Below are 23,953 nucleotides of genomic sequence, written 5' to 3' on the forward strand. Positions count from 1 at the left end.
GATGGGCTCGCCCGACATCGTCATCATCGGCTCCGGCATGGGCGGCGCCACGGTGGCTGCCGGCCTGGCGGGCAGTGGCGCGAAGGTGACCATCCTGGAGAAGGGTGAGCGCCTGCTCGACTCGCCCGAGACGCGCGATGCCCGCGCCATCTTCCAGCGCGGGTATTTCCGTCCGAAAGAAATGTGGCTCGACGCCGAGGGCAGGCCGTTCAACCCGGGCAACTATCATGTCGTCGGCGGCAACACGAAGTTCTATGGCGCGGTGCTGTTTCGCTACCGCAGGGAGGATTTTGCCGAGCTTGAATTCCCCGGCGGCGGCGTGTCGCCGGCCTGGCCGTTCCCCTATGAGGAACTGGAACCCTGGTACTCAAGGGCCGAGCAGCTCTATCAGGTCAGGGGAACGACAGACGAAGACCCCACCGAGCCGTTCCATTCCCGCGACTATCCTTTCCCGCCCGTTCCCGACGAACCGGCCATCGCGAAAGTCCGTGAGCGCCTGAGTTCGGTAGGATTGCATCCGGCCAGCCTGCCGCTCGGGTTGGACATCGACCGCTGGCTTGCCCGCGCCAAAACGCCGTTCGACGCCTACCCCGACACGCTGACCGGCAAGATGGATGCCGAGAGCTGCGGTCTGGCTGAAGCACTCAAGGATCCCTACATCGATCTGCAGACCGGTGCGGACGTTGTCAGGCTGGAGACCGACGAGAAGAACCGCATCGCCTCGATCGTCTATCGCCAGAACGGTGAGGAGAGGCGCCTCTCGCCTAGGCTGGTGATCCTGTCGGCCGGCGCCATCCGTTCCGCAACGCTGCTCTTGAGTTCGGCGGACGGACGCAACCCTGACGGACTCGCCAACAGCTCGGATCAGGTCGGCCGCAACTTCATGAACCACAACGCGACGTTCATGCTCGCCGTCGACCCCCGTACGGTCAACGATTCGGTCTACCAGAAGACCATACACTTCAACGATTTCTATTTCGGCGACGGCAATGGATCGGGACCGCTCGGCCAGGTTCAACTGCTCGGCCGCGTGACCGGGCAGATTCTGAAAAGCCGTCTGCGCGCCGTTCCCGAATTCGCGCTGAATATGCTCAGCCGCCGCTCCGTGGACTGGTATCTGGTTTCGGAAGACCTGCCGCGCAAGGAAAGCCGGGTGCGGCTCGACGGATCGCAGGTCATCCTCGAATGGCGCTTCTCGAACATGAAAGCGCACGAAACCTTGGTCGCCAGGGTCAAGGAGCGCATGCGGGCGGCGGGATACCCCATCCTGCTCAGCCAACTCGTGGACGGCCGCCTGCCGTCGCATCAATGCGGCACGACGCGGATCGGAAGCGATCCCGCTGACTATGTCTGCGACCCGTGGTGCCGCAGCTTCGACCACGAAAACCTCTTCGTCGTCGACGCCGGCTTCCTGCCCACGTCGGCGGCGGTCAATCCGTCGCTCACGGTCGCCGCGCAGGCGCTTCGTGTCGCCGACCACATCCGCAGAACGGAGCTGGGAGCATGACCCGCCGCGCCGCAATCGTCACCGGGGCCAATCGCGGCATCGGGCTTGCCATCGCCGAGGCTCTCGCCGCCTCCGGCTTCGACATCCTCGCCGGCGACCTCGCGCCGGCTCCGAGCGATGAACTCCATGCCGGCGTCGAGCGCAACAACGGCCGGCTTGCCTACCGCGCCTTTGACCTCTCCGACCTCTCGACCCATGCCAGCGTAATCGAGACCGCCGGGAAGGAGTTCGGCGCCATCGACTGCCTGGTCAACAACGCCGGCATGGCCTCGCCCGTGCGCGGAGACCTCCTCGACCTCGCGCCGGAGAACTTCGACCGCGTTCTCTCGGTCAATCTGCGCGGCACGATTTTTTTCTCGCAAGCCGTCGCCCGCGCCATGCTCGCCGCGCCTGCCAAGGACGGCCGCTCGATCGTCACCATCACGTCGGTCAGCGCGGAGTTCGCGTCGCCCGAGCGGCCGGACTATTGCGTCTCCAAGGCGGGGCTTTCCATGTGGATCAAGAACCTCGCGCTGCGGTTGGCCGCCGATGGCATCGGCGTCTTCGAGGTGAGGCCCGGCATCATCCGCACCGACATGACAGCGGCCGCGGCGGAAAAATACGATGGCTTGATCGGGCAGGGACTGGTGCCCTCACGCCGCTGGGGCGAGGCGGCGGATGTCGGCTTGGCGGTCGCAACGCTCGCCGCCGGCACGCTCGGCTTCGCCACCGGCTCGATCCTCAATGTCGACGGCGCGCTGTCGGTGCGGCGTCTCTAGAAGGTGTGAAATGACCGATTTCATCATCGTCGGCGGTGGGCCTGCGGGCTGCGTGCTCGCCAACCGGCTGAGCGAGGATCCGGCAATTTCCGTGCTGCTTCTCGAAGCCGGCGGAGGCGACTGGCATCCGCTGATCCATATGCCTGCAGGCTTCGCCAAAATGACCAAGGGCATCGCGTCTTGGGGCTGGTCGACCGTGCCGCAGAAACACATGAAGGACCGCGTCTTCCGCTACACCCAGGCCAAGGTGATCGGTGGCGGCTCGTCCATCAACGCGCAGATCTACACCCGCGGCAACGCGCGCGACTACGACGCCTGGGAGAAGGAAGAAGGCCTTCCCGGCTGGGGCTATCGCGACGTACTGCCCTATTTCAAGCGCGCCGAGAACAACGAGCGCTATGCCAACGACTTCCATGGCGATCAGGGTCCGCTGGGCGTCTCCAACCCGATCGCGCCGCTGCCGATCTGCGAGGCCTATTTCCGCGCCGGCCAGGAGATGGGCATCCCCTTCAATCCCGACTTCAACGGCGCCCGCCAGGAGGGCGTCGGGTACTACCAGCTCACGCAGAGAAACGCCCGCCGCTCCTCGGCCTCCGTCGCCTATCTTAAGCCGATCCGCGACCGCAAGAACCTCGCCGTCCGCACCGGAATCATGGTCACGCGGGTGGTCGTCGAGAAGGGCAGGGCGACCGGCGTCGAGATCGTCGCCAAACCCGGCGGCCAGCCCGAGATCCTGCGCGCGAACCGCGAGGTCATCGTCAGTTCCGGCGCGATTGGATCGCCAAAACTCCTGATGCTCTCGGGCATCGGCCCGGCCGACCACCTCAAGTCGGTCGGCATCGAGCCGGTGCACGACCTGCCCGGCGTCGGCGCGAACCTGCAGGACCACCTCGACCTTTTCGTCATCGCCGAATGCTCCGGCGACTTCACCTACGATAACTACGCAAAACTCCACCGCTCGGCCTGGGCCGGCCTGCAATATCTTCTGTTCAGGAAGGGGCCGGTTGCGTCGAGCCTCTTCGAGACCGGCGGCTTCTGGTACGCCGACCGGACGGCAGCGCAGCCCGACATTCAGTTCCATCTCGGCCTCGGTTCCGGCATCGAGGCCGGCGTCGAGAAGCTGAAGAACCCCGGCGTTACGCTGAACTCTGCCTTCCTGCGCCCGCGCTCCCGCGGATCGGTCAGGCTGTCGAGTTCCGATCCGGCTGTCGCGCCGCTCATCGATCCGAACTACTGGGCCGATCCCTATGATCGCGAGATCTCGATCAAGGGCTTGCGCATCGCGCGCGACATCATGCGCCAGAGCGCGCTGAAACCCTTCGTCGAGCGCGAGGTGCTGCCCGGTCCCTCGCTGAAGACGGACGACGAACTGTTCGACTATGCCTGCCGCAGCGCCAAGACCGACCACCATCCGGTCGGCACCTGCCGCATGGGGCATGACGCGATGGCCGTTGTGACGCCGGACCTGAAGCTGCGCGGCATCGAAGGCCTGCGCGTCTGCGATGCCTCGATCATGCCGCGCGTGCCGTCGTCCAACACCAACGCGCCGACCATCATGGTCGGCGAGAAGGGCTCCGACATTATCCTCGGTCGCGAGCCGCTGCCGCCGGTTGTGTTTTCGCAGAGCCGTTCGGCGGCGTGAGCTCAGACCAGCTTGGTCAGTGGAAAACGCAATCGTTTGCGTTGCATCAATATCCTGCCTGGCCGGCAACCGGCGTCGGGCTTGGCCAAGTCTGTCGCAATGGCACGCTGACATTCTCGTTACCGAAAATTAGCCTGCTACCAAACTTTAGCAATTTCTGATACAGTCTGCCCATCCGAGAAGGCCTTTGCTGGGGAGTGGGGCCGATGTTTTGGGTGGGAATTGGTGTGGGCGTCGTGATCGGCCTGCTGCTGGCGGCGGTTGCCGTTAGGCTGCTTGTCTTCGTCGATCCGTTGCCCGATCGCAAGGAAACACCGCTGCGTTAGCTTGCTCGCTCCAGTGAGAGGTACGAGGTCGCTCTCTGGCGGATTCGCCATGGGAGGGTTATGCCGTAAGCCGCGACGTGCCTCTGCCTTGACTGGAAATACTGGATGATCAGACATTGCGTTTTCTACGCGTTCCGCTCCAGCGTTGGGGCGGCCGAACGGGAGGCGATCCACGCCGAACTCGACGCGCTCAGTAATGTCGTCGACGGCATGGGCGAGATGCGCTTCGGCGCCAATGTCAGCCCCGAGCCTTTTGCGCGCGGTTTCACCGACGGCTTCACCATCGACTTCCGTGACGCCGCCGCGCGTGACGCCTATCTCGTGCATCCCGACCACCAGAAGGCCGGCGCGCGGCTCGTCGCCGCCATAGATGGCGGCACCGAAAGGCTCTTTGTGTTCGACATCGAGGCGTAACGGCTGTCAGCTAGAGATACTGGCTGACCTTCTTGCCGGCCTTCAGGAAGCGAACCGGATTGAGCGCGTCGCCGTTGCGGCGGACTTCGTAGTGCAGGTGCGGGCCCGTAGAGCGGCCGCTGCTGCCGACCTTGCCGACGACAGCGCCGGCGGAAACCTGCTGGCCCTTCTTGACCAGTACCTTGCTGAGATGGCCGTAGCGGGTTGTGAAGCCGCCTGCGTGCTGCACCTCGACCATGCGGCCGTAACCGCCGTTCCAGCCCGCGGTGACAACCGTGCCCGCCGCGGTGACACGAGCATCGGAGCCCATAGGCGCCCGGAAATCTATACCCGAATGCATGGCCGGCGAACCGAGCAGCGGATCCTTGCGCACACCGAACGTGCTGGAGACCGAATGTCCGGGCGAGGGGTTGGCAATCGGCAGACGACGTGCCTCGGACTTCATTCTGTCAAGCAGATCAAGCGCTTCGTCGAGTTCCTTGACCTTTGTATCGAACAGCGCGGGATTGCTGATCGTTACCAACGGACCGCCTATGCCGCTCTTGCCGTCGTCGATGTCGACAGGCAGGCCGGCGTCTTCGAGCACGTTGGAGATCGCGTCCGCCGTCTGGTAGGCGTCCTCCGCGAGCGTATTGATGCGGGTCAGCTGTTCGGACTCGATCGTGCGCAGCGACAGGTTGATGGCGACGAACAGCCTGTCGGCCCGATCCGCCGACGTCTCGCCGGGCGCCTCAGAATTGCGCGTCGACCAGAAGGAAAAAGGTGTCGTCGCCGCGCTGGCCAGTGAGAAGTCCGGCGACCGGCCCGCCGACTCTGCGCGGACATCCGGCTTGTGCGGCGGCAGGGGGGCGGCTGGCGGCAAGGTTGCCGCTTCCGCCTCGGCGCGGTCGAGGATTGGGCCCAGGCGGCCGTGGCGCTGGGTCAGTTGGGTCTGGCGTTCCAGCAGCTCGCCGACCTTCGTCTCCATCAGTTGCTGGTCGAGCATCTGCCGGCTGGTGATGCGGTCGACCTGCGCGCGCAACGCTGAGATGCGGTCTTCGTAGGCCTGCTGCAGCCGTGCCTGTCTCGCGGAGGTCGCGTCGATCAGATCGTCCCTGAACACGAGATAGGAGGTCGCCAGGAGATAGCCGATGGCCATCGCGGCGAATGCCGAGCCGGCGAGCGCGACGACCCACGGACGCACCTGAAAATGACGGATGTGGTCGCCGCGCGCGATAATGACCGTGTGCGGTTCCTTGCGTCTGCCGAAGACCGTTGACCGACTTGTCTCTGCCACTGGCGCGAGCGTCCATACCGCTACAATTGCGATAAGGCCGATTACACATCGTTAGGGTTAACAAAGCCCTTCGCCGGCGGCGTTTCCGGCATGAAGGCAAAAACGAAGCCCTCGTTCCGAGGTCAGCAGGAACGAGGGCGTCTACGCGACTACGCGTATGAAAGGTTTTGCATGCGGCTTAATCGAGGAAAAGCCACAGCAGGATGATGATGGGAATTGGAATCCCGAGCATCCACAGAAGCACTCCGCGTAACATGTTGTTCTCCCACGATGATTTCAGGTGAGGAAACGCCGCGGCCAGAAAATTGTTCCACGTCTCGAAAGCGGTCAGAGTCGCTTTGCGGCCGCCAGCACCTCGTTGGCGTGGTCGGGTACCCTTACTTTGCGCCAAATCGCGGCGATCTTGCCCGCGCGGTCGATCAGGAAGGTGGAGCGGACGACGCCCATATATTTGCGCCCGAACATGGTCTTCTCCGCCCAGACGCCATAGGCTTCGATCGCCTCGCGCGCTTCGTCGGCGACCAGCGGCATCGCAAGCCCGTGTTTCGACTTGAATTTTTCGTGCTTCTTCGGGCTATCGGGCGAGACGCCGATCACCACCGCTCCCGCCTCCTTGAATTCGGCGTCGAGCCTCGAAAAATCGATGGCTTCCGCCGTGCAGGTCTCGGTGTCGTCCTGCGGATAAAAGAACAGCACCACGATTTTGCCGCGAAGGTCTGTCAGCCGGACCTTTCCGCCGCCGTCGGCAGGCAGCGAGAAGCGCGGCGCATCGTCTCCTGGTGTCAATTCGGCCATGGCTATGCCCTTGATCGGGTTACATGAACGGCCACAGGCATATAGTGTTGCGGCAGGAGTCGTCTACGGCGCTGACGCGAGATACGGAAAATCGTGTGGAGCACGAACTACCCAAGCACGAGAAAATAAGGTTCAGGCGCGACGAGATCACCGATCTCGCTCGTTATCCCTCCGCCGGGACCGAAGCCAGGCCGGCGCGGCAATGGCTCCCGAAAAATGCGAGGAAGACCCTTCTCTTCACCTTAGGCGGCCTGGCTTCGCTCGTGCTTGTCGCGATGCTGGCGCTCTACGCTCTCGGCGCTTCGGGCATCGGCTCGGAGCGGCTTCGCATCGCTGCCGAGGAGGCGCTGGAACGGGCCGGCGGCCTGGATGTCGACGCTTCGGTCGGACCTGCGCGCATCACCCTCGACGGCATGCGTTTCCTGGCGATAGAGGTTCGCGACGTCAGCCTTAAGAGAACCTCCGACGGCAAGGCGATTGCCCAGGCTGGTGCGGTGCGTTTGGGCGTCCGCCTGCTGCCGCTCCTGACGGGGGAGGTACGCGTCTCCAGCGCCAGGCTGTCCGACGCACGCATCATGGTCGACGGTATGCGGACGGGCGCAGGCTCCGATTGGGCAGCCGCGATCCGCAACGACATCGGCCTGATCGAGCCCGATCTCGTCGCGAAGGCCGTTTTCGCTTCGGTGCATCAGGCCCTGGACGCGATGGGCTCGAAATCGCTCAGGCGTATCGGGCTCGACAATGTCGAGCTCGTCTTCCCGGCGGGCGAGGGCGTAGCCAGCATCAATGTCGTTCGATCCGTGCTTGCGGAGGCCACCGGCGATAGCGTCGCCTTGTCGTCCGAGATCGAGATCGCCGGCCGCACCGTGGAGGTCGCGGCCAGCGCCACGCGCGACGCTGCGACCCGCCAGATCTCCAACCTCGAACTGACGGCTGCATCACAGGCGGTTGAAGATGCCGAGGCCGTCGAGAAAAGCGGCAGCCGGCTCGGCGCGGTCGAACTGAAGCTCGCCGGAGCCGAGGGAAACAGCAACCGGCAGTCCCAGCTCAACGCTTCGCTGAAGCTCGCCAACTCGGCGGTTGATCTTGGAAAGACCCGGGGCGTTCTGTCTGGTGACCTGGACCTGACGGCGAGGTTCAGTGAGGGCGCCGACCGGATCGAGGTCGAAAGACTGCGCGCCGCGGTCGGCCGCTCCGTGCTCGATTTCAAGGGCATCTTCGGCCCGCGCCCGCCGACCGGCAATGCCGGCGACAAGCCCGCATACAGGTTCAACCTCGTCAGCGCCCGGTCGACCATCGCCCCGGAAGGCTCGCCCGAGCCGGCAATGATCACGGCGCTGCAGTTGGCCGGCGTCTACCTACCCGAGGACAGGATCCTGTCCGCCGACGAGATCGTGGTCAAGGGCGGCCGCGGCGAGGCGCTCGGCACGGCCTCGATGCGCTTCGTGGAAGGGAAGGCGACCGGCGTTTCCGTGGCCTTCAACGTGCACGACATGCCGGTCTCGCAGGTCAAGCAGCTCTGGCCCTGGTTCTCGGCGCGCGGCGCCAGGAACTGGGTGCTCAACAATGTGTTTGGCGGCAGGGTTTCGGATGGGCAGCTTCAGTTCCGCGTCGAGCCTGGCCGCGCCGGCAACGGTGTCCCGCTTTCGGCCGATGAATCGTTTGGCACATTCCAGCTTGAAGGCGCCCGCTTCGACACTGCCGGCCTGATCCCGCCGGTGCGGGACGCGACGGGCACGGTCGACTACAAAGGCAACGACGTCGAGATCGCGCTTTCGTCTGGAACAGTTTTCCTGCCGAGCGGGCGCACCGTGGCGGCGAGCAACGGCAAGCTCTCGATCCAGCGGGCGAACGTGCCGCCGGTCATAGGCTCGCTCGATATCGACGTCGCGGGTGACGCGCCGGCGGTGGCGGAACTCGCATCCTACGATCCGATCAACGCGATGCGTCACGCGGGTCTCGTGGCGGATGACTTCACCGGCGGTCAGGTCACCGGCAACGTCAAGGCCGACATCCCGCTCCAGAAGGGTGTCGACCGGGACCGACTGAACTGGCTTGTCGCTTTGAACTACAAGGACCTTTCGATCTCCAAGCCGATCGACGGCCAGATCGTCTCCGAGGCGGAGGGTACGATTGCCGTCGAAAAGACGCAGGCCGTGATCGCCGCCAAGGCCAAGCTCAGCGGCGTCGCGGCCGAGATCGACGCCGTCGAGCCGCTTGGCGCGAGCGACATCGAGCGGAAGCGCCTGATAACGCTGACCCTCGACGAGACGACGCGCGATGCGGTGGTTCCGGGCCTTGCGGGCTTGGTCGAGGGCCCCGTGAAGGTCCGCGTCGATGCGAAGGGGGGAGGCAAGCGGCTGGTCGAAGCCGATCTCACCGGCGCGCAGCTCAACATTCCGTGGGCTGGCTGGACGAAGGGTCCGGGCATCGCGAGCAGTGTCAGCTTCGTGCTCGAAAATGCGGACGGCAGGTCGACGCTGTCGGACTTCAATCTCAGCGGAGCGACCTTCGGCATAGTAGGCTCCGTCGCGCTTTCGGACGGCAGCCTGTCGCAAGCGGATTTCACTAGGGTGAGGCTCAACCGCAACGACGACGTCGCCATCACCGTGAAGCAGTCCGGCAAGGGCTATGCGGTCGACATCAAGGGCGAGTCGCTCGATGCGCGCTCCGTCGTGAGGCAGTTCACGGCGGACTCGAGCACCGCAACCAAGGCCACGGAAGGCGGATCGGTGTCGGTCAGCGTGGACGTGAAAACGGTTACCGGCTTTCATGACGAAAAGCTTTCCGACATCAAGCTCGAATACAGCGGCGTCGGCGACAAAGTCGTTCGGCTCGAGGTCAACGCGGTGGCGAGTTCAGGCGCCAAGGTTGAGCTGCGCAATGGCGCCGATGATGGCGGCCGCACCATGCGCATGACATCGGCCGACGGCGGCGCGATCCTCAGGTTCCTGGATATCTACGAACATATGGAGGGCGGCAAGATCGAACTGACGCTCAAGGGCGGCACGGACGGACCGATGACTGGCCAGGTCGATGCGCGAGACTTCGTGCTGGTCAACGAGCCGCGTCTGAGCTCGATCGTCTCGACCACCCCGCCCGGCGGCGACCGCAGCCTCAACCAGGCCGTCAAGCGAGACATCGACACGTCGCGCGTCAATTTCGAGCGTTGCTATTCCAGGATCGAGAAAGGCCCCGGCTACCTGCGCCTGTCCGACGGCGTGCTGCGCGGTCCTCTCGTGGGCGCGACGTTCCAGGGCATGCTCTACGACCCGAAGGGCAACATGGACATGACCGGCACATTCATGCCCGCTTATGGCCTCAATCGCATCTTCGGCGAGATTCCGATCATCGGCGTTCTGCTCGGCAACGGCCGCGACAGAGGCCTGATCGGCGTCACCTTCAAGCTAGAGGGCGACGCGGATTCGCCCGCTGTGCAGATTAACCCGCTTTCGGTGATCGCGCCCGGAATCTTCCGCTCGATCTTCGAGTTTCAGTGACGCCTAGCGTCGGACCGTTCTGATGCTCGATCCAGTCAGTCCGGCCGCACGAGAACGTGTTTCTTTTTCCCGAGCGACAGTTTTACGACGCCGTCGGATGTAAGGTCAGCGGACGTAATGACTCTGCGCTCGTCGGAGACGGCCTGATCGTTGACGCGTACTGCGCCGCCTTGCACATGCCTGCGCGCTTCGCCGTTCGACGCCGCGAGCCCTGCGCTGACGAACAGCGACAGGATGCCGACGCCGGTTTCGAGCAACGCCCGGTCGACGCCGACGGTCGGCAGCGTGTCGGCGGTGATGCCTTCCTCGAACGTCTTGCGCGCGGTATCCGCGGCCTGCTCGGCCGCCTTGCGCCCGTGTACGATCGCGGTTGCTTCCGTCGCCAGGACTTTCTTCGCCTCGTTGATCTCCGAACCGCCGAGCCCGGCGAGCTTCGCGATCTCGCCGAGCGGCAGCCGCGTGAAGATTTTCAGGAAGCGTTCGACGTCCGCGTCTTCCGTATTGCGCCAGTATTGCCAGAAGTCGTAGGGCGAAAAATTCTCTTCGTTCAGCCATACCGCGCCGCTCGCCGACTTGCCCATCTTGGCGCCGGACGAAGTTGTGAGCAGCGGCGTGGTGAGCGCGTAGAGTTGCGGCGTGCCCATCTTGTGGCCAAGGTCGATGCCGTTGACGATGTTGCCCCACTGGTCGGAGCCGCCCATCTGCAGGACGCAGCCGTGGCGCCTGTTCAGCTCGACGAAATCGTAGCCCTGCAGGATCATGTAGTTGAACTCGAGGAAAGAAAGCGACTGCTCGCGTTCGAGGCGCAGCTTGACGCTGTCGAAGGTGAGCATGCGGTTGACGGAGAAGTGGCGGCCGACGTCGCGGAGAAACTCGACATAGTTCAGCTTCATCAGCCAGTCGGCATTGTTGACCATGATCGCGTCGGCCGGACCGTCGCCGAAGTTCAGGATGCGGCCGAAGATCTTCTTGATGCCCTCGATGTTCGTGGCGATCGCTTCGGGCGTCAGCAGCCCGCGCTGCTCGTCGCGGAAGGACGGATCGCCGATCATCGATGTTCCGCCGCCCATCAGCGCGATGGGCCGATGCCCTGTCTCCTGCAGCCAGTAGAGCATCGTCGCGGAGATGAGGTTGCCGATGTGCAGGCTGGTCGCCGTCGCGTCGTAGCCGACATAGGCAGTGATGCGGCCGGCCTTCGCGGCGGCGTCGAGCCCCTCGGGGTCCGAGATCTGGTGGATGAAGCCGCGCTCGTCGAGCACGGACAGGAAATCAGACTTGAACTTGGACATTTCATTTTTCCGAGAGGTCGCCGGCGGCACGAGGCCACGATGGCAAGTATGGTCGCGGGCGTTTAGCATCCGGCGGCGGTGAATCACAAGGACGGCGGCGAAATGAAGGCACTGCGCGCGATCGGTCTGATGAGCGGCACGTCGATGGACGGCATCGACGTCGCGGCGCTGGAAACCGACGGCGAGACGATCGTCGCAACGGGGCCGTCGCTGTCGATACCCTATGAGGCAGCATTCCGCCGGCGGATCGAGGCTGCGCTCGATGCGGCGAAGTCCATCGTGAAACGCGAGGAGCGGCCTGGAGAGCTCGGTGGACTGGAGCGCGAGATCACCTTGCGCCACGCGCAGGCTGTCCGGGATTTTCTGAATGGCGCTCCGCCTGCCTGGCGAGCGCCCGACGTGATCGGCTTTCATGGACAGACCGTGCTGCACCGGCCCGCCGAGGCTTTGACGGTGCAACTCGGCGACGGCGCGCTGTTGGCGCGCGAGACAGGCGTGCCGGTCGTGCACGACATGCGTGCCAACGACATGAGGCATGGCGGGCAGGGCGCGCCGCTGGTGCCTGCCTATCACGCCGCGCTCGCTCGTTCGCTGCCGCCCGATCTTGCCGGCGACTTCCCGGTCGCCTTCGTCAACATCGGCGGCATCTCCAACATCACTTACGTGCCGAAGTGCGGCGACCCGATCGCCTTCGACACAGGGCCGGGAAATACTTTGATCGACCAATGGGTTTCGCGTGAAGGCGGCGTGCCGTTCGATGCAGGCGGCGCGATCGCGAGCGAGGGCGGCGTCATCCGCTCGGTCGTCGAAGACTATCTCGGCAACCCCTTCTTCGAAAAACCAGGTCCGAAATCTCTCGACCGCAACGACTTCACTCTGGCGCTGGTCGAAGGGCTGGAGCTTTCCGACGGTGCGCGAACGCTTGCCGCCGTCGCGGCCGAAGCGATCATCAAGTCGGTTGAACATCTGCCCGAGCCGCCGAAGCTCTGGATCGTCTGCGGCGGCGGCCGCAAGAACCCTCATATCGTCGGCGACCTGCGCGCCGCGGCCGAAACAACAGGCGCCACAGTCATCGTCGCCGAAGACGCCTATCTTAACGGCGACAGCACCGAGGCGGAGGCCTGGGCCTATCTTGCAGTTCGATCTGTAAGGGGATTGCCGCTGACATTTCCGACGACGACCGGATGCCGTCATGCAGTGAGCGGCGGCGTTCTCAATAAACCGAAGGGCGCGCGGTAGAACCGCGCGCCCTTGGAAATGCGCAGCAGATGCTGCGGTGTTTTACTTCTTCTTCGCCGCGGGCTTCTTGGCGGCGGGCTTCGCCGTTGCCTTTGCCGCAGGCTTCGCAGCAGCTTTTGCAGCGGGCTTCTTGGCAGCAGGCTTCGCGGCCGTCTTCTTGGCAGCGGGCTTGGCAGCAGCTTTTGCAGCGGGCTTCTTGGCAGCAGGCTTCGCGGCCGCTTTGGCGGCGGGCTTTGCTGTCTTCTTCACGGCAGGTTTCGCGGCGGCTTTCGCTGCCGGCTTCTTGGCAGCCGGCTTAGCCGTCGCCTTCGGCTTGGATGCTATCGCAGCCATGGCTGCCTTCTTGGTAGTGTCAGTCTTGCTCACTTGAATTCCCCCTCGTCTAGGGATTGTGATTCGTCACACCAAGAGCCTGACATGCAGTAAGTCGGCTGTCGAGTAGTTGTAGAGCATACCGCAAAACTTTCCACCGCGACCTCGCCTCGAAGTCACGCAAGTTCTGAGGTTCGAGTTGTTAGCCGTCGCGATGGACGATGGCCGCTCAGCGCAGACGCTTCGGCCGAGGGTCGGACAACTCGCCTGCGAGACGACGGTCGAGATAGTCGGCGCACTCTTCGATGAGAAGATCGGACTCGTTCGAGAAGAAGTGGTTCGCGCCGGGCAGCGTCTTCTGCGTGATGGTGATGCCCTTCTGCGTGTGCAGTTTGTCGACGAGACCTTGCACGTCCTTCGGCGGCGCAACCTTGTCGGCGTCGCCGTGAATGATGAGGCCCGACGACGGACACGGCGCGAGGAAAGAGAAGTCGTATGTGTTGGGCTGGGGCGCGATCGAAATGAAGCCTTCGATCTCCGGTCGGCGCATCAGAAGCTGCATGCCAATCCACGCGCCGAAAGAATAGCCGGCGACCCAGCACGTCTTCGAATCCGGATGCAGCGACTGGATCCAGTCGAGAGCCGCCGCCGCGTCCGAGAGTTCGCCGGTGCCGTGGTCGAACTCGCCCTGGCTGCGGCCGATGCTGCGGAAGTTGAAGCGCAGCGTCGTGAAGTTCCGCTTTTGGAACATGTAGAAGAGGTCGTAGACGATCTTGTTGTTCATCGTGCCGCCGAACTGCGGGTGCGGGTGCAGGATGATGGCTATCGGCGCGCTCTTCTCCTTGGACGGCTGATAGCGTCCCTCGAGACGCCCCGCCGGACCTGCGAAAATTACTTCAGGCATAAGAACTCCATGACCGCATCTGCACGCTGCCGGCCGGATCAATTCTTCCCGCAGCCTTGACGCGGAACTCGCGCCTTCATAGAAGCTAGTTTAGAATTGTTCAAAACTGGGTGGTACTGTCCACCCGGCCGGCAAAGCGGGTAAATAGGACGGCTGCCCTTGCAAATTCAAGGAAATAACGCGCCTTCCTTGCAGATTGCCCGCTGACCCCGACGGATCGAACGGAAATGACCAGTTACCGCGCCTACCTCGATTACAATGCGAGCGCGCCGCTTTTGCCCGAGGCGCGGGCGGCTATGCTTGCGGCGCTCGACCGATCCGCCAATCCTTCGTCCGTCCACAACGAAGGTCGAAACGCGCGCCGCATCGTCGAGGAAGCGCGTCGCGACGTTGCCGCGCTCGTTCACGCGAAGCCCGACCATGTCGTCTTCACCTCCGGGGCGACCGAAGCCGCATCGACCTTGCTCACGCCCGAATGGCGCATGGGTCGTGGCGTGGTCAGGATGTCGAGGCTCTATGTGTCGGCTGCCGACCATCCGTGCCTGTTGAACGGTGGACGTTTTTCCGCCGACCGCGTGTCGACCATTGGCGTCGATGCAAATGGCATGTGTGATCTCGCTGCTCTCAGCGTCGCGCTTGCTGCGCATGATCGCGACGAAGGCCTGCCGCTCGTCGCGATCCATCTCGCCAACAACGAGACCGGCGTCATCCAGCCGGTGCGCGAGATTGCAAAGATCGTGAAGGATGTTGGCGGCATCCTAGTGCTCGATGCGGTGCAGGGGGCAGGGCGCATCCCGCTCGACATCTCCGACGGCTCGGCGGACTATCTTATCCTCTCCTCGCACAAGATCGGCGGCCCGATGGGCGTCGGCGCGTTCGTCGCCGCATCGGATCTGATGATGCCCAGGCCACTCGTCACCGGCGGCGGCCAGGAAAAGGGTCATCGCGCCGGCACGGAAAATCTCGCCGGCATCGCCGGCTTCGGCGCGGCTGCGAGAGTGGCGCTTGAATCTCTCGCGCATGCCAACGACATTGCAGCGATGCGCGATCGCATCGAGGCGACGATCCAGTCGCTTGCGCCGGACGCTCAGATTTTTGGACGCGCCGCGACGCGCCTTGCCAACACGACGTTCTTCGCTATTCCGGGGCTCAAGGCGGAGACCGCGCAGATCGGATTCGATCTTGCCGGCGTTGCGCTGTCGGCGGGCTCGGCATGCTCGTCCGGCAAGGTCGGACCGAGCCATGTGCTGAAGGCGATGGGTTTCGACAATGACGGTGCGCTGCGCGTCTCGATCGGGCGCGGCACCACGATGAAGGATATCGACCTGTTCACGACGGCGCTGTCGCAGATTTTGGCGCGCCGGGCGGGCAGGACAACGAAGGCCGCTTGAGCGGGAACTAGAAATTCGGCCGAAAGGCCGTGAGCCAGTGCGTTTTCGGGGCAAAGCCATGTTGTCCCGCCGGGTGATTTTCCGGGACGGACGCACTATATAAGCCTTGCGCCGCCGGCTGGCGGCGTCACGACTTGATAACTGCCGGGCCTTGAACCCGGCGAGGATTGGAGAGTGTGACATGCCTGCTGTGCAGGAGACGATCGATCGAGTCCGCAAGATCGATGTCGATCAGTATAAATACGGCTTCGAGACGCTGATCGAGATGGACAAGGCCCCGAAGGGCCTGTCCGAGGACATCATTCATTTCATCTCGGCCAAGAAGGGCGAGCCCGAATGGATGCTCGAATGGCGGCTTGGCGCCTATCGCCGCTGGCTGACGCTCGAGGAGCCTACCTGGGCGCGCGTCGAATATCCCAGGATCGACTTCCAGGACATCCACTACTACGCCGCGCCGAAGTCGACGCCCGGTCCGACCTCGCTCGCCGACGTCGATCCCGAATTGCTGAAGACCTACGCCAAGCTCGGCATTCCGCTGAAGGAGCAGGAGATCCTGGCCGGCGTGAAGAAGCAGGCGGCTCCCGCTGACTCGCTCGATGAGGCCAACGACAATCCCGCGCCGCGCCGCGTGGCTGTCGATGCCGTGTTCGATTCCGTCTCGGTCGTGACCACCTTCAAGGACGAACTCGCCAAGGCCGGCGTCATCTTCTGCTCGATCTCCGAAGCGATCCGCGAGCACCCGGAGCTGGTGAAGAAATATCTTGGCACCGTCGTGCCGACGACGGACAATTTCTACGCCACGCTGAACTCCGCCGTCTTCACCGACGGCTCCTTCGTGTTCGTGCCGAAGGGTGTTCGCTGCCCGATGGAACTGTCGACCTACTTCCGCATCAACGAGAAGAACACCGGCCAGTTCGAGCGCACGCTGATCATCGCGGAGGAGGGCGCCTACGTCTCCTATCTCGAAGGCTGCACCGCGCCGCAGCGCGACGAGAACCAGCTCCATGCCGCCGTGGTCGAGCTGATCGCGCTCGACGACGCCGAGATAAAGTATTCGACGGTGCAGAACTGGTATCCGGGCGACGCCAACGGCAAGGGCGGCATCTACAATTTCGTCACCAAGCGCGGCGACTGCCGCGGCGACCGCTCGAAGATTTCCTGGACGCAGGTCGAGACCGGCTCGGCGATCACCTGGAAATATCCGTCGTGCATCCTGCGCGGCGACGACAGCCAGGGCGAGTTCTATTCGATCGCAGTGTCGAACGGCTATCAGCAGGTCGACTCCGGCACCAAGATGATCCATCTCGGCAAGAACACCAGGAGCCGCATCATCTCCAAGGGCATCGCCGCCGGCTTCTCCCAAAACACCTATCGCGGCCAGGTCTCCACGCACCGCAAGGCGACCAATGCGAGGAACTTCACCAACTGCGACTCGCTGCTGATCGGCGACCAGTGCGGCGCGCACACCGTGCCCTACATGGAAGCCAGGAACGCCACCGCGAAGTTCGAGCACGAGGCGACCACGTCGAAGATCTCCGAGGACCAGAAGTTCTACGTCATGCAGCGCGGCATTCCCGAGGAGGAAGCCATCGCGCTCATCGTCAACGGCTTCGTCAAGGACGTCATCCAGCAACTGCCGATGGAGTTCGCCGTCGAGGCGCAGAAGTTGATCGGCATCTCGCTTGAGGGAAGCGTGGGCTAGCGTCCCGCCACCCGCCCCACAAACATACGCACGAAAGACGAAACGAATGCTTGAAATCAGAAACCTCCACGCCCGCATCGCCTCGACCGGCACCGAAATCATCCGCGGCCTGAACCTCACCGTGAAGAACGGCGAGGTCGCCGCCATCATGGGACCGAACGGCTCCGGCAAATCGACGCTTTCTTATGTGCTCGCCGGCCGCGAGGACTACGAGGTTACCGAGGGCGACATCCTCTATGACGGCGAGTCGATCCTCGAACTCGACCCGGCCGAGCGGGCTGCCAAGGGCATCTTTCTCGCATTCCAGTATCCGATGGAGATACCTGGTGTCGCGACGATGGAGTTCCTCAAGGTCGCGATGAATGCGCAGCGCAAGGCGCGAGGCGAGGAGCCGCTGTCGATCCCGGAATTCATCAAGCGCGTAAAGGCGGCGTCCGCCGACCTCTCGATGGACATGGCGATGCTGAAGCGCCCGCTCAATGTTGGCTTCTCCGGCGGCGAAAAGAAGCGCGCCGAGATCCTGCAGATGAAGCTTCTGGAGCCGCGGCTCTGCGTGCTGGACGAGACCGATTCAGGCCTCGACATCGACGCGCTGAAGATCGTGTCGGACGGTGTCAACGCGCTGCGTTCGCCCGACCGCGCCATCGTCGTCATCACCCACTACCAGCGCCTGCTCGAGCACATTGTGCCCGACAGTGTGCATGTGCTCTACAGGGGCCAGGTCATCAAGTCGGGCGACAAAAGCCTGGCGCTCGATCTGGAAGAGAACGGCTACGCCGGCGTCATCGGCGAGGCGGCCTGAGGCGGGAGGTAAACAGCATGAACATTCACGCCGCACCTCAGCTGACCCCGGCCGAAACCGCGCTGGTCGACGCGTTCGGCGAACGCCTGTCGCTGCTGCCCGGCGACGGCGCCGTCTCGGTCAAGCGCGACAACGCGATCGAGCAGATCAAGGCCGGGCTGCCGACCAGGCGCATCGAGTCATGGCACTACACCGATCTGCGCCGGCTGTTGACGTCGGTCTCCGCGTTTGACGAAACGGCGAAGGCAAAAGCGCTTGCCCCGCTGGTGAAGGGCTCGCCTGTGTTTGCGCTGTTGAATGGCACGTCGTCCGACAGGACTGAGAGTGTCGAAGGCGTCTCGATGCAGCGCGTCGCCGACAAGCTGACCGATGGCAGCCTTGCGCCGTCCCTCGATCCGCTCGGCTTTGACGATGCCGTCGGCGCGCTGAACGCCGCCTTCGTGGCCGACGGATATTTTGTCGACATCGCCGACGGGGTCGCTCTCGAAACGCCGATCGAATTGCAGAACGTTCACGCCGGCGGCCAGACGCATATACGCCTGCCGGTGCGCGTCGGGGCCGGCGCCAGGGTGACGATAGTCGAGCGCCAGACCGGCACGGGCCCTGCCTTCGTCAGCGCTGTCAGCAATATCGTCGTCGGCGAGGGCGCGGAACTGACCTGGCTCATCGTCCAGGAGCAGCCGGACACGACGACCTATCTCGGCCAGTTCAACGCGTGGATCGGTAAGGACGCCAAACTTACCGTCTTCGTGATGAACGCCGGCGGCAAGCTGGTCCGCCAGGAGATCAACGTCGCGACCAAGGGCGAGGGTTCGACCTTTACGCTGCGCGGCGTCAACCTGCTGGCCGGCGATACGCACACCGACGTGACGATGGTGCTCGACCACGCCGTACCGCACACGGCCTCCACCGAAGTGATCCGCAACGTCGTCACCGGCCGCGCGCGCGGCGTCTTCCAGGGCCGCATCAACGTCCACCAGTACGCGCAGAAGACCGACGCCAAGATGGCGTGCAACACGCTGCTCTTGTCGGATGACGGCGAGTTCTCGACCAAGCCGGAACTCGAAATCTTTGCCGACGACGTCGTCTGCGGCCACGGCGCGACCGTCACGGAGATCGACCGCAACCATCTCTTCTATCTGATGGCGCGCGGTATCGAGGAAAAGACCGCGCGCGGCCTTCTGGTCAAGGCGTTCGTCGCCGAGGTCATCGAGGAACTGGAGGACGAGGCCATCGTCGAGGCGCTGGAAGCGATCCTCGATGAATGGTTTGCGAGCCATGGATGAGAAGCAAATAGGGAGTAGTGAGTAGGGAGTAGTGAATAGCGAACGGGACCACATCGCCCTTGCGATCTTTTCCCTACTCACTACTCACTATTCTCTACTCCCTTGAACTGCATGGACCACAAACTCTCCACCGCTCCTTACGACGTCGAGGCGATCCGCCGCGACTTCCCGATACTCGCGCGGGAAGTTTATGGAAAACCTCTCGTCTATCTCGACAACGGCGCGTCGGCGCAGAAGCCGCAGGCGGTCATCGACGCCGTCAGCCACGCCTATTCGAACGAATACGCTAACGTGCATCGTGGCCTGCATTTCCTGTCGAACGCCGCGACCGACGCCTATGAGAAGTCCCGCGAAACGGTGCGCCGCTTTCTCAACGCGCCATCGACCGACAACATCGTCTTCACCTCGAACACCACCGCCGCGATCAACACTGTCGCCTACGGCTTCGGTATGCCCAACATCGGCGCCGGCGACGAGATTGTGCTCTCGATTATGGAGCACCACTCCAACATCGTGCCCTGGCATTTCATCCGGGAAAGGCAGGGCGCGAAGCTCGTCTGGGTGCCGGTCGACGATCAGGGCGTCTTCCACATCGAGGAATTCGAGAAGCGTCTGAGTTCCCGGACGAAGCTGGTCGCCATCACGCAGATGTCGAATGCTCTCGGCACCGTGACGCCGATCAAGCAGATCGTGGAGATAGCCCACGCGAAAAACATCCCGGTGCTGGTCGACGGCAGCCAGAGCGCCGTCCATATGCCTATCGACGTCCAGGATCTCGGCTGCGATTTCTTCGTCTTCACCGGCCACAAGGTCTACGGCCCCTCGGGCATCGGCGTCCTCTACGGCAAGGCTGAGATGCTCGAGCGCACGCGGCCCTTCATGGGCGGCGGCGAGATGATCGAGGAGGTGACGGAGGATATCGTCACTTACAACGATCCGCCGCATCGCTTCGAGGCGGGCACGCCGCCGATCGTGCAGGCGATCGGCCTAGGCGCCGCGCTCGAATACATGGAGGGGATCGGCCGCGACCGCATCGCCGCGCACGAGGCCGACCTCAAGGACTACGCGCATGAGCGGCTGCGCTCGATCAACTCGCTGCGTATTTTCGGCGACGCGCCGGGCAAGGGCGCTATCGTCTCCTTCGAACTGCAGGGCATCCACGCGCATGACGTGTCGATGGTCATCGACCGGCAGGGCGTGGCGGTCCGCGCCGGAACCCATTGCGCCCAGCCCCTGTTGAAACGTTTTGGCGTGACATCCACATGCAGGGCGTCGTTCGGCATGTATAATACGCGCGCCGAAGTGGACGCGCTGGTCGAGGCGCTGGAAAAGGCGCGGAAGTTTTTCGGGTGAGCATCATGGAAGACGCAAATCTGACGACAGAGACAGAAGCGACCGCCGAGACGCCAGCGACTGGCCTGGTCACCGCATCGGCCATCCCCGCCGACGAGCTTGCGCGCATCACCGACGACATCGTTTCGGCGCTGAAGACCGTCTACGACCCGGAAATCCCGGCCGACATCTACGAGCTCGGCCTGATCTACAAGATCGACATCGAGGACGATCGCACGGTCAAGATCAAGATGACGTTGACCGCGCCCGGCTGTCCCGTCGCCGGCGAGATGCCGGGCTGGGTGCAGAACGCGGTCGGCGCGGTCGAAGGCGTGTCTGACGTCGAGGTCGAGATGACCTTCGACCCGCCCTGGTCGCCCGACCGCATGTCGGAAGAGGCGCAGGTCGCGGTGGGGTGGTACTAAAACCTTCGCAGTTACGGGACTTGGCTGGCTAATTGACGGTAACGCCCCGGGCTTCGGCATAAGCCGTAACTACATCGCGGAATGTGTCGAAGGACATGCCGAACTCGCCATGCCCAATGCAGAGGCCCTCGTGACCGTGTGTTCTTTTTAGAATTAGCGGAAGCATCCACCGAACAAGGCGTTTAAGCGGCAAATTTTTCCAAGATGATGCCGGGAGATACAGAAATAGCGCCTTGCTATCACGAAGGGATGAGCTGGCAATGGTTCTTTCGGAGATTTCCTGTATCAGCCTCCAGGGAATCACGGCGGAAGAAATTCTAACGTCCAGAAAGCCATCAGAGGGAAGGGTTATGATCGGCCGCCTGATAGCAAGTGCGCGGACCAGTATCAGCACCAAGACGAAGAGGCAGCCCACGATTCCCGCCCGGGCGCAAAGATAAACAATCGGCGGCGTGTCGTCATTCGCTAAGGTCCAAGCAGCGGCAGCCAGTCCAACCAATACAGCGGCAGCGCCCCATAGCAATCGGATTGGCGATGCATACGGTTCCATGGTCTGGCTTGCGTCATATCGGATCCAATCCCGATCTGTCCGAACCCAGATGCCATTGTGCAAGGTGCCCACCATTGCCTTTGTCCACCGAAGCTCGAAAGGCCACACAATTGAAGTCCTCTTGCGATTTAACGGTTGTTCGACCATCTATAACATAATCCACGGGCCTTGAACCCGCGCGAGATTGGAGAATGAGATGGGACGCTTTGCCGTCATCACGATGACCGACGCGGCAGCAGTGCGCGTCAACGAGATCATGGCCACGCGTGAAAACGCCAGGGGTGTGCGGCTCGGCATCAAGAAGGGCGGCTGTGCCGGCATGGAATACACGGTTGACTTGGTCACCGAGCCGAAAACCGGCGACGACCATGTCGAGAAGAACGGCGCGCATGTCTGGGTTGCGCCGGAAGCCGCGCTCTTCCTGCTCGGCACCGAGATGGATTTCGAGAAGACGACGCTTCGCACCGGCTTCACCTTCCGCAACCCCAACCAGAGCTCGGCCTGCGGCTGCGGCGAGTCCGTCGAGCTGAAGCCCGCCGACCTCAAGGCGCTGGCCGAGGCCCGCGCCGGCGCGGCGTAGCTCCAACTTTCGTCATCCTCGGGCCTGACCCGAGGATCCATGCCGTGACGTCGCAGCCTGAACCGGCGACGCAGAACGGTCGCAAGGTCACTCCACCCACATCTTCATCCGCTTGTGCCAGTCGGCGATCGACTCCTCGGGATAGAGCTCGAACGCCTTGTCGCCCTTGCGGATATCCGGCTCCACCCAACCCGCCTTGTACTTCAGCATGATGTGCACGCGCTCTTTCGGCTTGGGCAATTCGCTGTCGATCGCCGAGGCGAAGGGATGCACCAGCTCCGGCCAGGTCGGGTCGTAGAGCCAGAGCGCCGATCCGCATTTCCTGCAGAAATTGCGCTCGCCGGTCGACGTCTCATGCCGCCGCTCGTCGTCCGCGATCTCGGCGCGGTAGACGCCGATCGAGCGCTTGCCCTTGATCTTCATCGTCTCGTTGATGCCGCCGAGGTTGATCGCATACCCGCCGCCGCCCTGCTGCTTGCGGCAGATCGAGCAGTAGCACAGCATGAACGGCGCCGGCGTATGGCTCTCGACCTCGAAGCTCACCGCGCCGCAGCGGCAGGACCCTTTCAGCAGGACAGGCATGGCGCAACGCTCCGTTGACGTCGGCAGGATATGGCACGCACCGGCATCCGGGCAATGACAGACGCCACGACTGGTGACATATTCCCGCCATGGACCACGACGCGATATCCGACCTGTTTTCCGGCCTGGGGCCGGTCTCGATCCGTCGCATGTTCGGCGGCAAGGGCATCTATTTCGAGGGCGTCATCATTGCCGTCGAACTGCGCGGCGAGCTGATGCTCAAGGGCGATGCGACCGTCGCACCCGATTACGAGGCGGCGGGCGCCCGCCAATGGACCTACGTCCACTCGCGCCATGGAAAATCGGTGGCCATGCCCTACTGGTCGCTGCCGGACGGGGCTGCCGACAGCGCCGACGAGATGACGCCCTGGGCGCGCAAGGCCTACGAGGCCGGCATCCGCTCGGGCAAATAGAGAATCAGAGCGCCCGCGCTATCCGCGCCGCGACGCGTGCGTTGTTCTCGACCAGCGCGATGTTGGTCTTCAGGCTCCTGCCGTCAGTCAGTTCGAGGATTTTCGCGAGCAGGAACGGCGTCACCGCCTTGCCCGCTACCTTCTGCTCGCCGGCCGCCCGGTGCGCGGCCGCGATGTAGGACGCCATCTCCTCGGCGGGAATCTCGTCGCTCTCGGGAACCGGGTTCGCCACCAGCATGCCGCCGTCCAGCCCGAGCCGCCGGCGCGTGTCGAAAAGCTTGGCTACGTCCTGCGGCCGATCGAGCCTGAGCGGCGCCCGATAGGGCGATTGGCGCGACCAGAAGGCGGGCATGACGTCGGCCGCCAGCGCCACCACCGGCACGCCGCGCGTCTCCAGCACCTCCAGCGTCTTCTCGATGTCGAGGATCGCCTTCGCCCCCGCCGACACCACGATAACAGGGGTGCGCGCCAGCTCGTCGAGATCGGCGGAGATGTCGAAGCTTTCCTCGGCGCCCTTGTGCACGCCGCCAATCCCCCCCGTCGCGAACACCCTTATGCCGGCCATGTGCGCGCAGATCATGGTCGCCGCGACCGTGGTGCCTCCGGTGCGGCCTTCGGCCACGGCGAACGCCAGGTCCGCGCGCGACAGCTTCATGGCCCCGCTTGTCATGGCGAGTTGTTCGCGCTCGCCGTCCGACAGGCCGATCTTGATGCGGCCTGCCATGACGGCGATCGTCGCGGCAACCGCGCCCTCGTCGGCGATAATCTTCTCCACGTCCGCCGCCATCACGCTGTTATCGGGGTAGGGCATGCCGTGCGTGATGATGGTGCTTTCCAGCGCGACCACCGGCCGGCCCGCGCCAAGCGCGTCTGCCACCGCGGGCATGATGTCGACGAAGGGGCGGGCGGTATCGGGCGTCATGGCATC

At 63.7% G+C, this 23,953-nt stretch carries 22 protein-coding genes; 15 read left to right on the top strand and 7 right to left on the bottom strand.

All coding sequences use genetic code 11. The features are described 5' to 3' along the window. Window position 1 precedes the first annotated feature (1 nt). The 4 genes from ABLE71_RS19045 to ABLE71_RS19060 all read left to right on the top strand — a co-directional run bounded on the left by ABLE71_RS19045 (window position 2) and on the right by ABLE71_RS19060 (window position 4,647). Window positions 2-1,507 carry a GMC family oxidoreductase gene (locus ABLE71_RS19045; RefSeq protein ID WP_348785024.1) on the top strand — a complete coding sequence of 502 codons (1,506 nt, stop codon included), beginning with the start codon at window positions 2-4 and terminating at the stop codon, window positions 1,505-1,507. After that, a complete protein-coding gene (locus tag ABLE71_RS19050; RefSeq protein ID WP_348785025.1) occupies window positions 1,504-2,265 on the top strand; it encodes a 3-ketoacyl-ACP reductase in 762 nt (253 codons plus the stop codon). Before ABLE71_RS19045 ends, ABLE71_RS19050 begins: the two co-directional genes overlap by 4 nt. A gap of 10 nt (window positions 2,266-2,275) precedes the next feature. Continuing rightward, the gene (locus ABLE71_RS19055; protein ID WP_348785026.1) at window positions 2,276-3,907 is read left to right on the top strand and encodes a GMC family oxidoreductase N-terminal domain-containing protein; all 1,632 of its coding nucleotides are present in this window, start codon (window positions 2,276-2,278) and stop codon (window positions 3,905-3,907) included. Between the two features lie 431 nt (window positions 3,908-4,338). Beyond that, entirely contained in the window at window positions 4,339-4,647 is a 309-nt protein-coding gene (locus ABLE71_RS19060) for a Dabb family protein (protein WP_348785027.1), read from the top strand. 10 nt (window positions 4,648-4,657) lie between these two features. Here ABLE71_RS19060 and ABLE71_RS19065 read toward each other — a convergent pair whose 3' ends face one another. Next, on the bottom strand, window positions 4,658-5,923 hold the full coding sequence (locus ABLE71_RS19065) for a M23 family metallopeptidase (protein ID WP_348785028.1): 1,266 nt from the start codon (window positions 5,921-5,923) through the stop codon (window positions 4,658-4,660). A 327-nt stretch (window positions 5,924-6,250) separates the two neighbouring features. After that, window positions 6,251-6,718, bottom strand: a complete 468-nt coding sequence (locus ABLE71_RS19070; protein WP_348785029.1) for a peroxiredoxin — start codon at window positions 6,716-6,718, stop codon at window positions 6,251-6,253. Window positions 6,719-6,813: 95 nt separating this feature from the next. Here ABLE71_RS19070 and ABLE71_RS19075 point away from each other — a divergent pair, with 95 nt between their 5' ends. Then, a complete protein-coding gene (locus ABLE71_RS19075; RefSeq protein WP_348785030.1) occupies window positions 6,814-10,218 on the top strand; it encodes an AsmA-like C-terminal region-containing protein in 3,405 nt (1,134 codons plus the stop codon). 35 nt (window positions 10,219-10,253) lie between these two features. On the opposite strand, the gene tyrS is transcribed toward ABLE71_RS19075, so the two are convergent. Further along, complete coding sequence (gene tyrS / locus ABLE71_RS19080) at window positions 10,254-11,507, bottom strand: tyrosine--tRNA ligase (RefSeq protein WP_348785031.1); 1,254 nt, start codon at window positions 11,505-11,507, stop codon at window positions 10,254-10,256. Between the two features lie 102 nt (window positions 11,508-11,609). On the opposite strand from tyrS, the gene ABLE71_RS19085 reads away from it, so the two are divergent. After that, window positions 11,610-12,746 (top strand): anhydro-N-acetylmuramic acid kinase, encoded by a 1,137-nt coding sequence (locus ABLE71_RS19085; protein ID WP_348785032.1) that lies wholly within the window; start codon window positions 11,610-11,612, stop codon window positions 12,744-12,746. Window positions 12,747-12,783: 37 nt separating this feature from the next. Further along, the gene (locus ABLE71_RS19090; RefSeq protein WP_348785033.1) at window positions 12,784-13,116 is read left to right on the top strand and encodes a hypothetical protein; all 333 of its coding nucleotides are present in this window, start codon (window positions 12,784-12,786) and stop codon (window positions 13,114-13,116) included. Window positions 13,117-13,287: 171 nt separating this feature from the next. On the opposite strand, the gene ABLE71_RS19095 is transcribed toward ABLE71_RS19090, so the two are convergent. Next, window positions 13,288-13,962, bottom strand: coding sequence for an alpha/beta hydrolase (locus ABLE71_RS19095; protein ID WP_348785034.1), 675 nt, complete (start codon window positions 13,960-13,962; stop codon window positions 13,288-13,290). A 227-nt stretch (window positions 13,963-14,189) separates the two neighbouring features. On the opposite strand from ABLE71_RS19095, the gene ABLE71_RS19100 reads away from it, so the two are divergent. From ABLE71_RS19100 to ABLE71_RS19125, 6 genes are all read left to right on the top strand, one after another. Beyond that, a complete protein-coding gene (locus ABLE71_RS19100; RefSeq protein ID WP_348785035.1) occupies window positions 14,190-15,353 on the top strand; it encodes a cysteine desulfurase family protein in 1,164 nt (387 codons plus the stop codon). Between the two features lie 181 nt (window positions 15,354-15,534). Further along, window positions 15,535-17,055 carry a Fe-S cluster assembly protein SufB gene (gene sufB / locus ABLE71_RS19105; RefSeq protein ID WP_348785036.1) on the top strand — a complete coding sequence of 507 codons (1,521 nt, stop codon included), beginning with the start codon at window positions 15,535-15,537 and terminating at the stop codon, window positions 17,053-17,055. A gap of 46 nt (window positions 17,056-17,101) precedes the next feature. Beyond that, a complete protein-coding gene (sufC, locus tag ABLE71_RS19110) occupies window positions 17,102-17,857 on the top strand; it encodes a Fe-S cluster assembly ATPase SufC (RefSeq protein WP_348785037.1) in 756 nt (251 codons plus the stop codon). A 17-nt stretch (window positions 17,858-17,874) separates the two neighbouring features. Beyond that, window positions 17,875-19,143, top strand: a complete 1,269-nt coding sequence (gene sufD / locus ABLE71_RS19115) for a Fe-S cluster assembly protein SufD (RefSeq protein WP_348785038.1) — start codon at window positions 17,875-17,877, stop codon at window positions 19,141-19,143. A 111-nt stretch (window positions 19,144-19,254) separates the two neighbouring features. Then, complete coding sequence (locus tag ABLE71_RS19120) at window positions 19,255-20,496, top strand: cysteine desulfurase (protein ID WP_348785039.1); 1,242 nt, start codon at window positions 19,255-19,257, stop codon at window positions 20,494-20,496. 5 nt (window positions 20,497-20,501) lie between these two features. Further along, on the top strand, window positions 20,502-20,900 hold the full coding sequence (locus ABLE71_RS19125) for an SUF system Fe-S cluster assembly protein (protein ID WP_348785040.1): 399 nt from the start codon (window positions 20,502-20,504) through the stop codon (window positions 20,898-20,900). Between the two features lie 28 nt (window positions 20,901-20,928). On the opposite strand, the gene ABLE71_RS19130 is transcribed toward ABLE71_RS19125, so the two are convergent. Next, window positions 20,929-21,525: a hypothetical protein gene (locus ABLE71_RS19130; protein WP_348785041.1), complete on the bottom strand. Its 597-nt coding sequence runs from the start codon at window positions 21,523-21,525 to the stop codon at window positions 20,929-20,931. Between the two features lie 121 nt (window positions 21,526-21,646). Between ABLE71_RS19130 and sufA the strand changes: the two genes are divergently transcribed. After that, complete coding sequence (gene sufA / locus ABLE71_RS19135) at window positions 21,647-22,030, top strand: Fe-S cluster assembly scaffold SufA (protein WP_348785042.1); 384 nt, start codon at window positions 21,647-21,649, stop codon at window positions 22,028-22,030. Window positions 22,031-22,117: 87 nt separating this feature from the next. On the opposite strand, the gene ABLE71_RS19140 is transcribed toward sufA, so the two are convergent. Then, a complete protein-coding gene (locus ABLE71_RS19140) occupies window positions 22,118-22,612 on the bottom strand; it encodes a GFA family protein (RefSeq protein ID WP_348785043.1) in 495 nt (164 codons plus the stop codon). A gap of 89 nt (window positions 22,613-22,701) precedes the next feature. Between ABLE71_RS19140 and ABLE71_RS19145 the strand changes: the two genes are divergently transcribed. Continuing rightward, the gene (locus ABLE71_RS19145; RefSeq protein ID WP_348785044.1) at window positions 22,702-23,025 is read left to right on the top strand and encodes a TfoX/Sxy family protein; all 324 of its coding nucleotides are present in this window, start codon (window positions 22,702-22,704) and stop codon (window positions 23,023-23,025) included. Between the two features lie 4 nt (window positions 23,026-23,029). Here ABLE71_RS19145 and ABLE71_RS19150 read toward each other — a convergent pair whose 3' ends face one another. After that, window positions 23,030-23,947 (bottom strand): pseudouridine-5'-phosphate glycosidase, encoded by a 918-nt coding sequence (locus ABLE71_RS19150; RefSeq protein WP_348785045.1) that lies wholly within the window; start codon window positions 23,945-23,947, stop codon window positions 23,030-23,032. Between the last annotated feature and the right edge of the window lie 6 nt (window positions 23,948-23,953).

Origin of the sequence: Mesorhizobium sp. KR9-304, assembly GCF_040049215.1 — a bacterium.
GTDB lineage: Bacteria > Pseudomonadota > Alphaproteobacteria > Rhizobiales > Rhizobiaceae > Mesorhizobium_K.

What these genes read in the sequence shown, in the direction of transcription:
- ABLE71_RS19100 (WP_348785035.1), top strand. Translation starts at nt 14,190, where the DNA reads ATGACCAGTTACCGCGCCTACCTCGATTACAATGCGAGCGCGCCGCTT.
- ABLE71_RS19130 (WP_348785041.1), bottom strand. Translation starts at nt 21,525, where the DNA reads ATGGTGGGCACCTTGCACAATGGCATCTGGGTTCGGACAGATCGGGAT.
- ABLE71_RS19140 (WP_348785043.1), bottom strand. Translation starts at nt 22,612, where the DNA reads ATGCCTGTCCTGCTGAAAGGGTCCTGCCGCTGCGGCGCGGTGAGCTTC.
- ABLE71_RS19055 (WP_348785026.1), top strand. Translation starts at nt 2,276, where the DNA reads ATGACCGATTTCATCATCGTCGGCGGTGGGCCTGCGGGCTGCGTGCTC.
- sufA (WP_348785042.1), top strand. Translation starts at nt 21,647, where the DNA reads ATGGGACGCTTTGCCGTCATCACGATGACCGACGCGGCAGCAGTGCGC.
- ABLE71_RS19120 (WP_348785039.1), top strand. Translation starts at nt 19,255, where the DNA reads ATGGACCACAAACTCTCCACCGCTCCTTACGACGTCGAGGCGATCCGC.
- ABLE71_RS19095 (WP_348785034.1), bottom strand. Translation starts at nt 13,962, where the DNA reads ATGCCTGAAGTAATTTTCGCAGGTCCGGCGGGGCGTCTCGAGGGACGC.
- ABLE71_RS19060 (WP_348785027.1), top strand. Translation starts at nt 4,339, where the DNA reads ATGATCAGACATTGCGTTTTCTACGCGTTCCGCTCCAGCGTTGGGGCG.
- sufC (WP_348785037.1), top strand. Translation starts at nt 17,102, where the DNA reads ATGCTTGAAATCAGAAACCTCCACGCCCGCATCGCCTCGACCGGCACC.
- tyrS (WP_348785031.1), bottom strand. Translation starts at nt 11,507, where the DNA reads ATGTCCAAGTTCAAGTCTGATTTCCTGTCCGTGCTCGACGAGCGCGGC.
- ABLE71_RS19045 (WP_348785024.1), top strand. Translation starts at nt 2, where the DNA reads ATGGGCTCGCCCGACATCGTCATCATCGGCTCCGGCATGGGCGGCGCC.
- sufD (WP_348785038.1), top strand. Translation starts at nt 17,875, where the DNA reads ATGAACATTCACGCCGCACCTCAGCTGACCCCGGCCGAAACCGCGCTG.
- ABLE71_RS19050 (WP_348785025.1), top strand. Translation starts at nt 1,504, where the DNA reads ATGACCCGCCGCGCCGCAATCGTCACCGGGGCCAATCGCGGCATCGGG.
- ABLE71_RS19085 (WP_348785032.1), top strand. Translation starts at nt 11,610, where the DNA reads ATGAAGGCACTGCGCGCGATCGGTCTGATGAGCGGCACGTCGATGGAC.
- ABLE71_RS19070 (WP_348785029.1), bottom strand. Translation starts at nt 6,718, where the DNA reads ATGGCCGAATTGACACCAGGAGACGATGCGCCGCGCTTCTCGCTGCCT.
- ABLE71_RS19125 (WP_348785040.1), top strand. Translation starts at nt 20,502, where the DNA reads ATGGAAGACGCAAATCTGACGACAGAGACAGAAGCGACCGCCGAGACG.
- sufB (WP_348785036.1), top strand. Translation starts at nt 15,535, where the DNA reads ATGCCTGCTGTGCAGGAGACGATCGATCGAGTCCGCAAGATCGATGTC.
- ABLE71_RS19145 (WP_348785044.1), top strand. Translation starts at nt 22,702, where the DNA reads ATGGACCACGACGCGATATCCGACCTGTTTTCCGGCCTGGGGCCGGTC.
- ABLE71_RS19150 (WP_348785045.1), bottom strand. Translation starts at nt 23,947, where the DNA reads ATGACGCCCGATACCGCCCGCCCCTTCGTCGACATCATGCCCGCGGTG.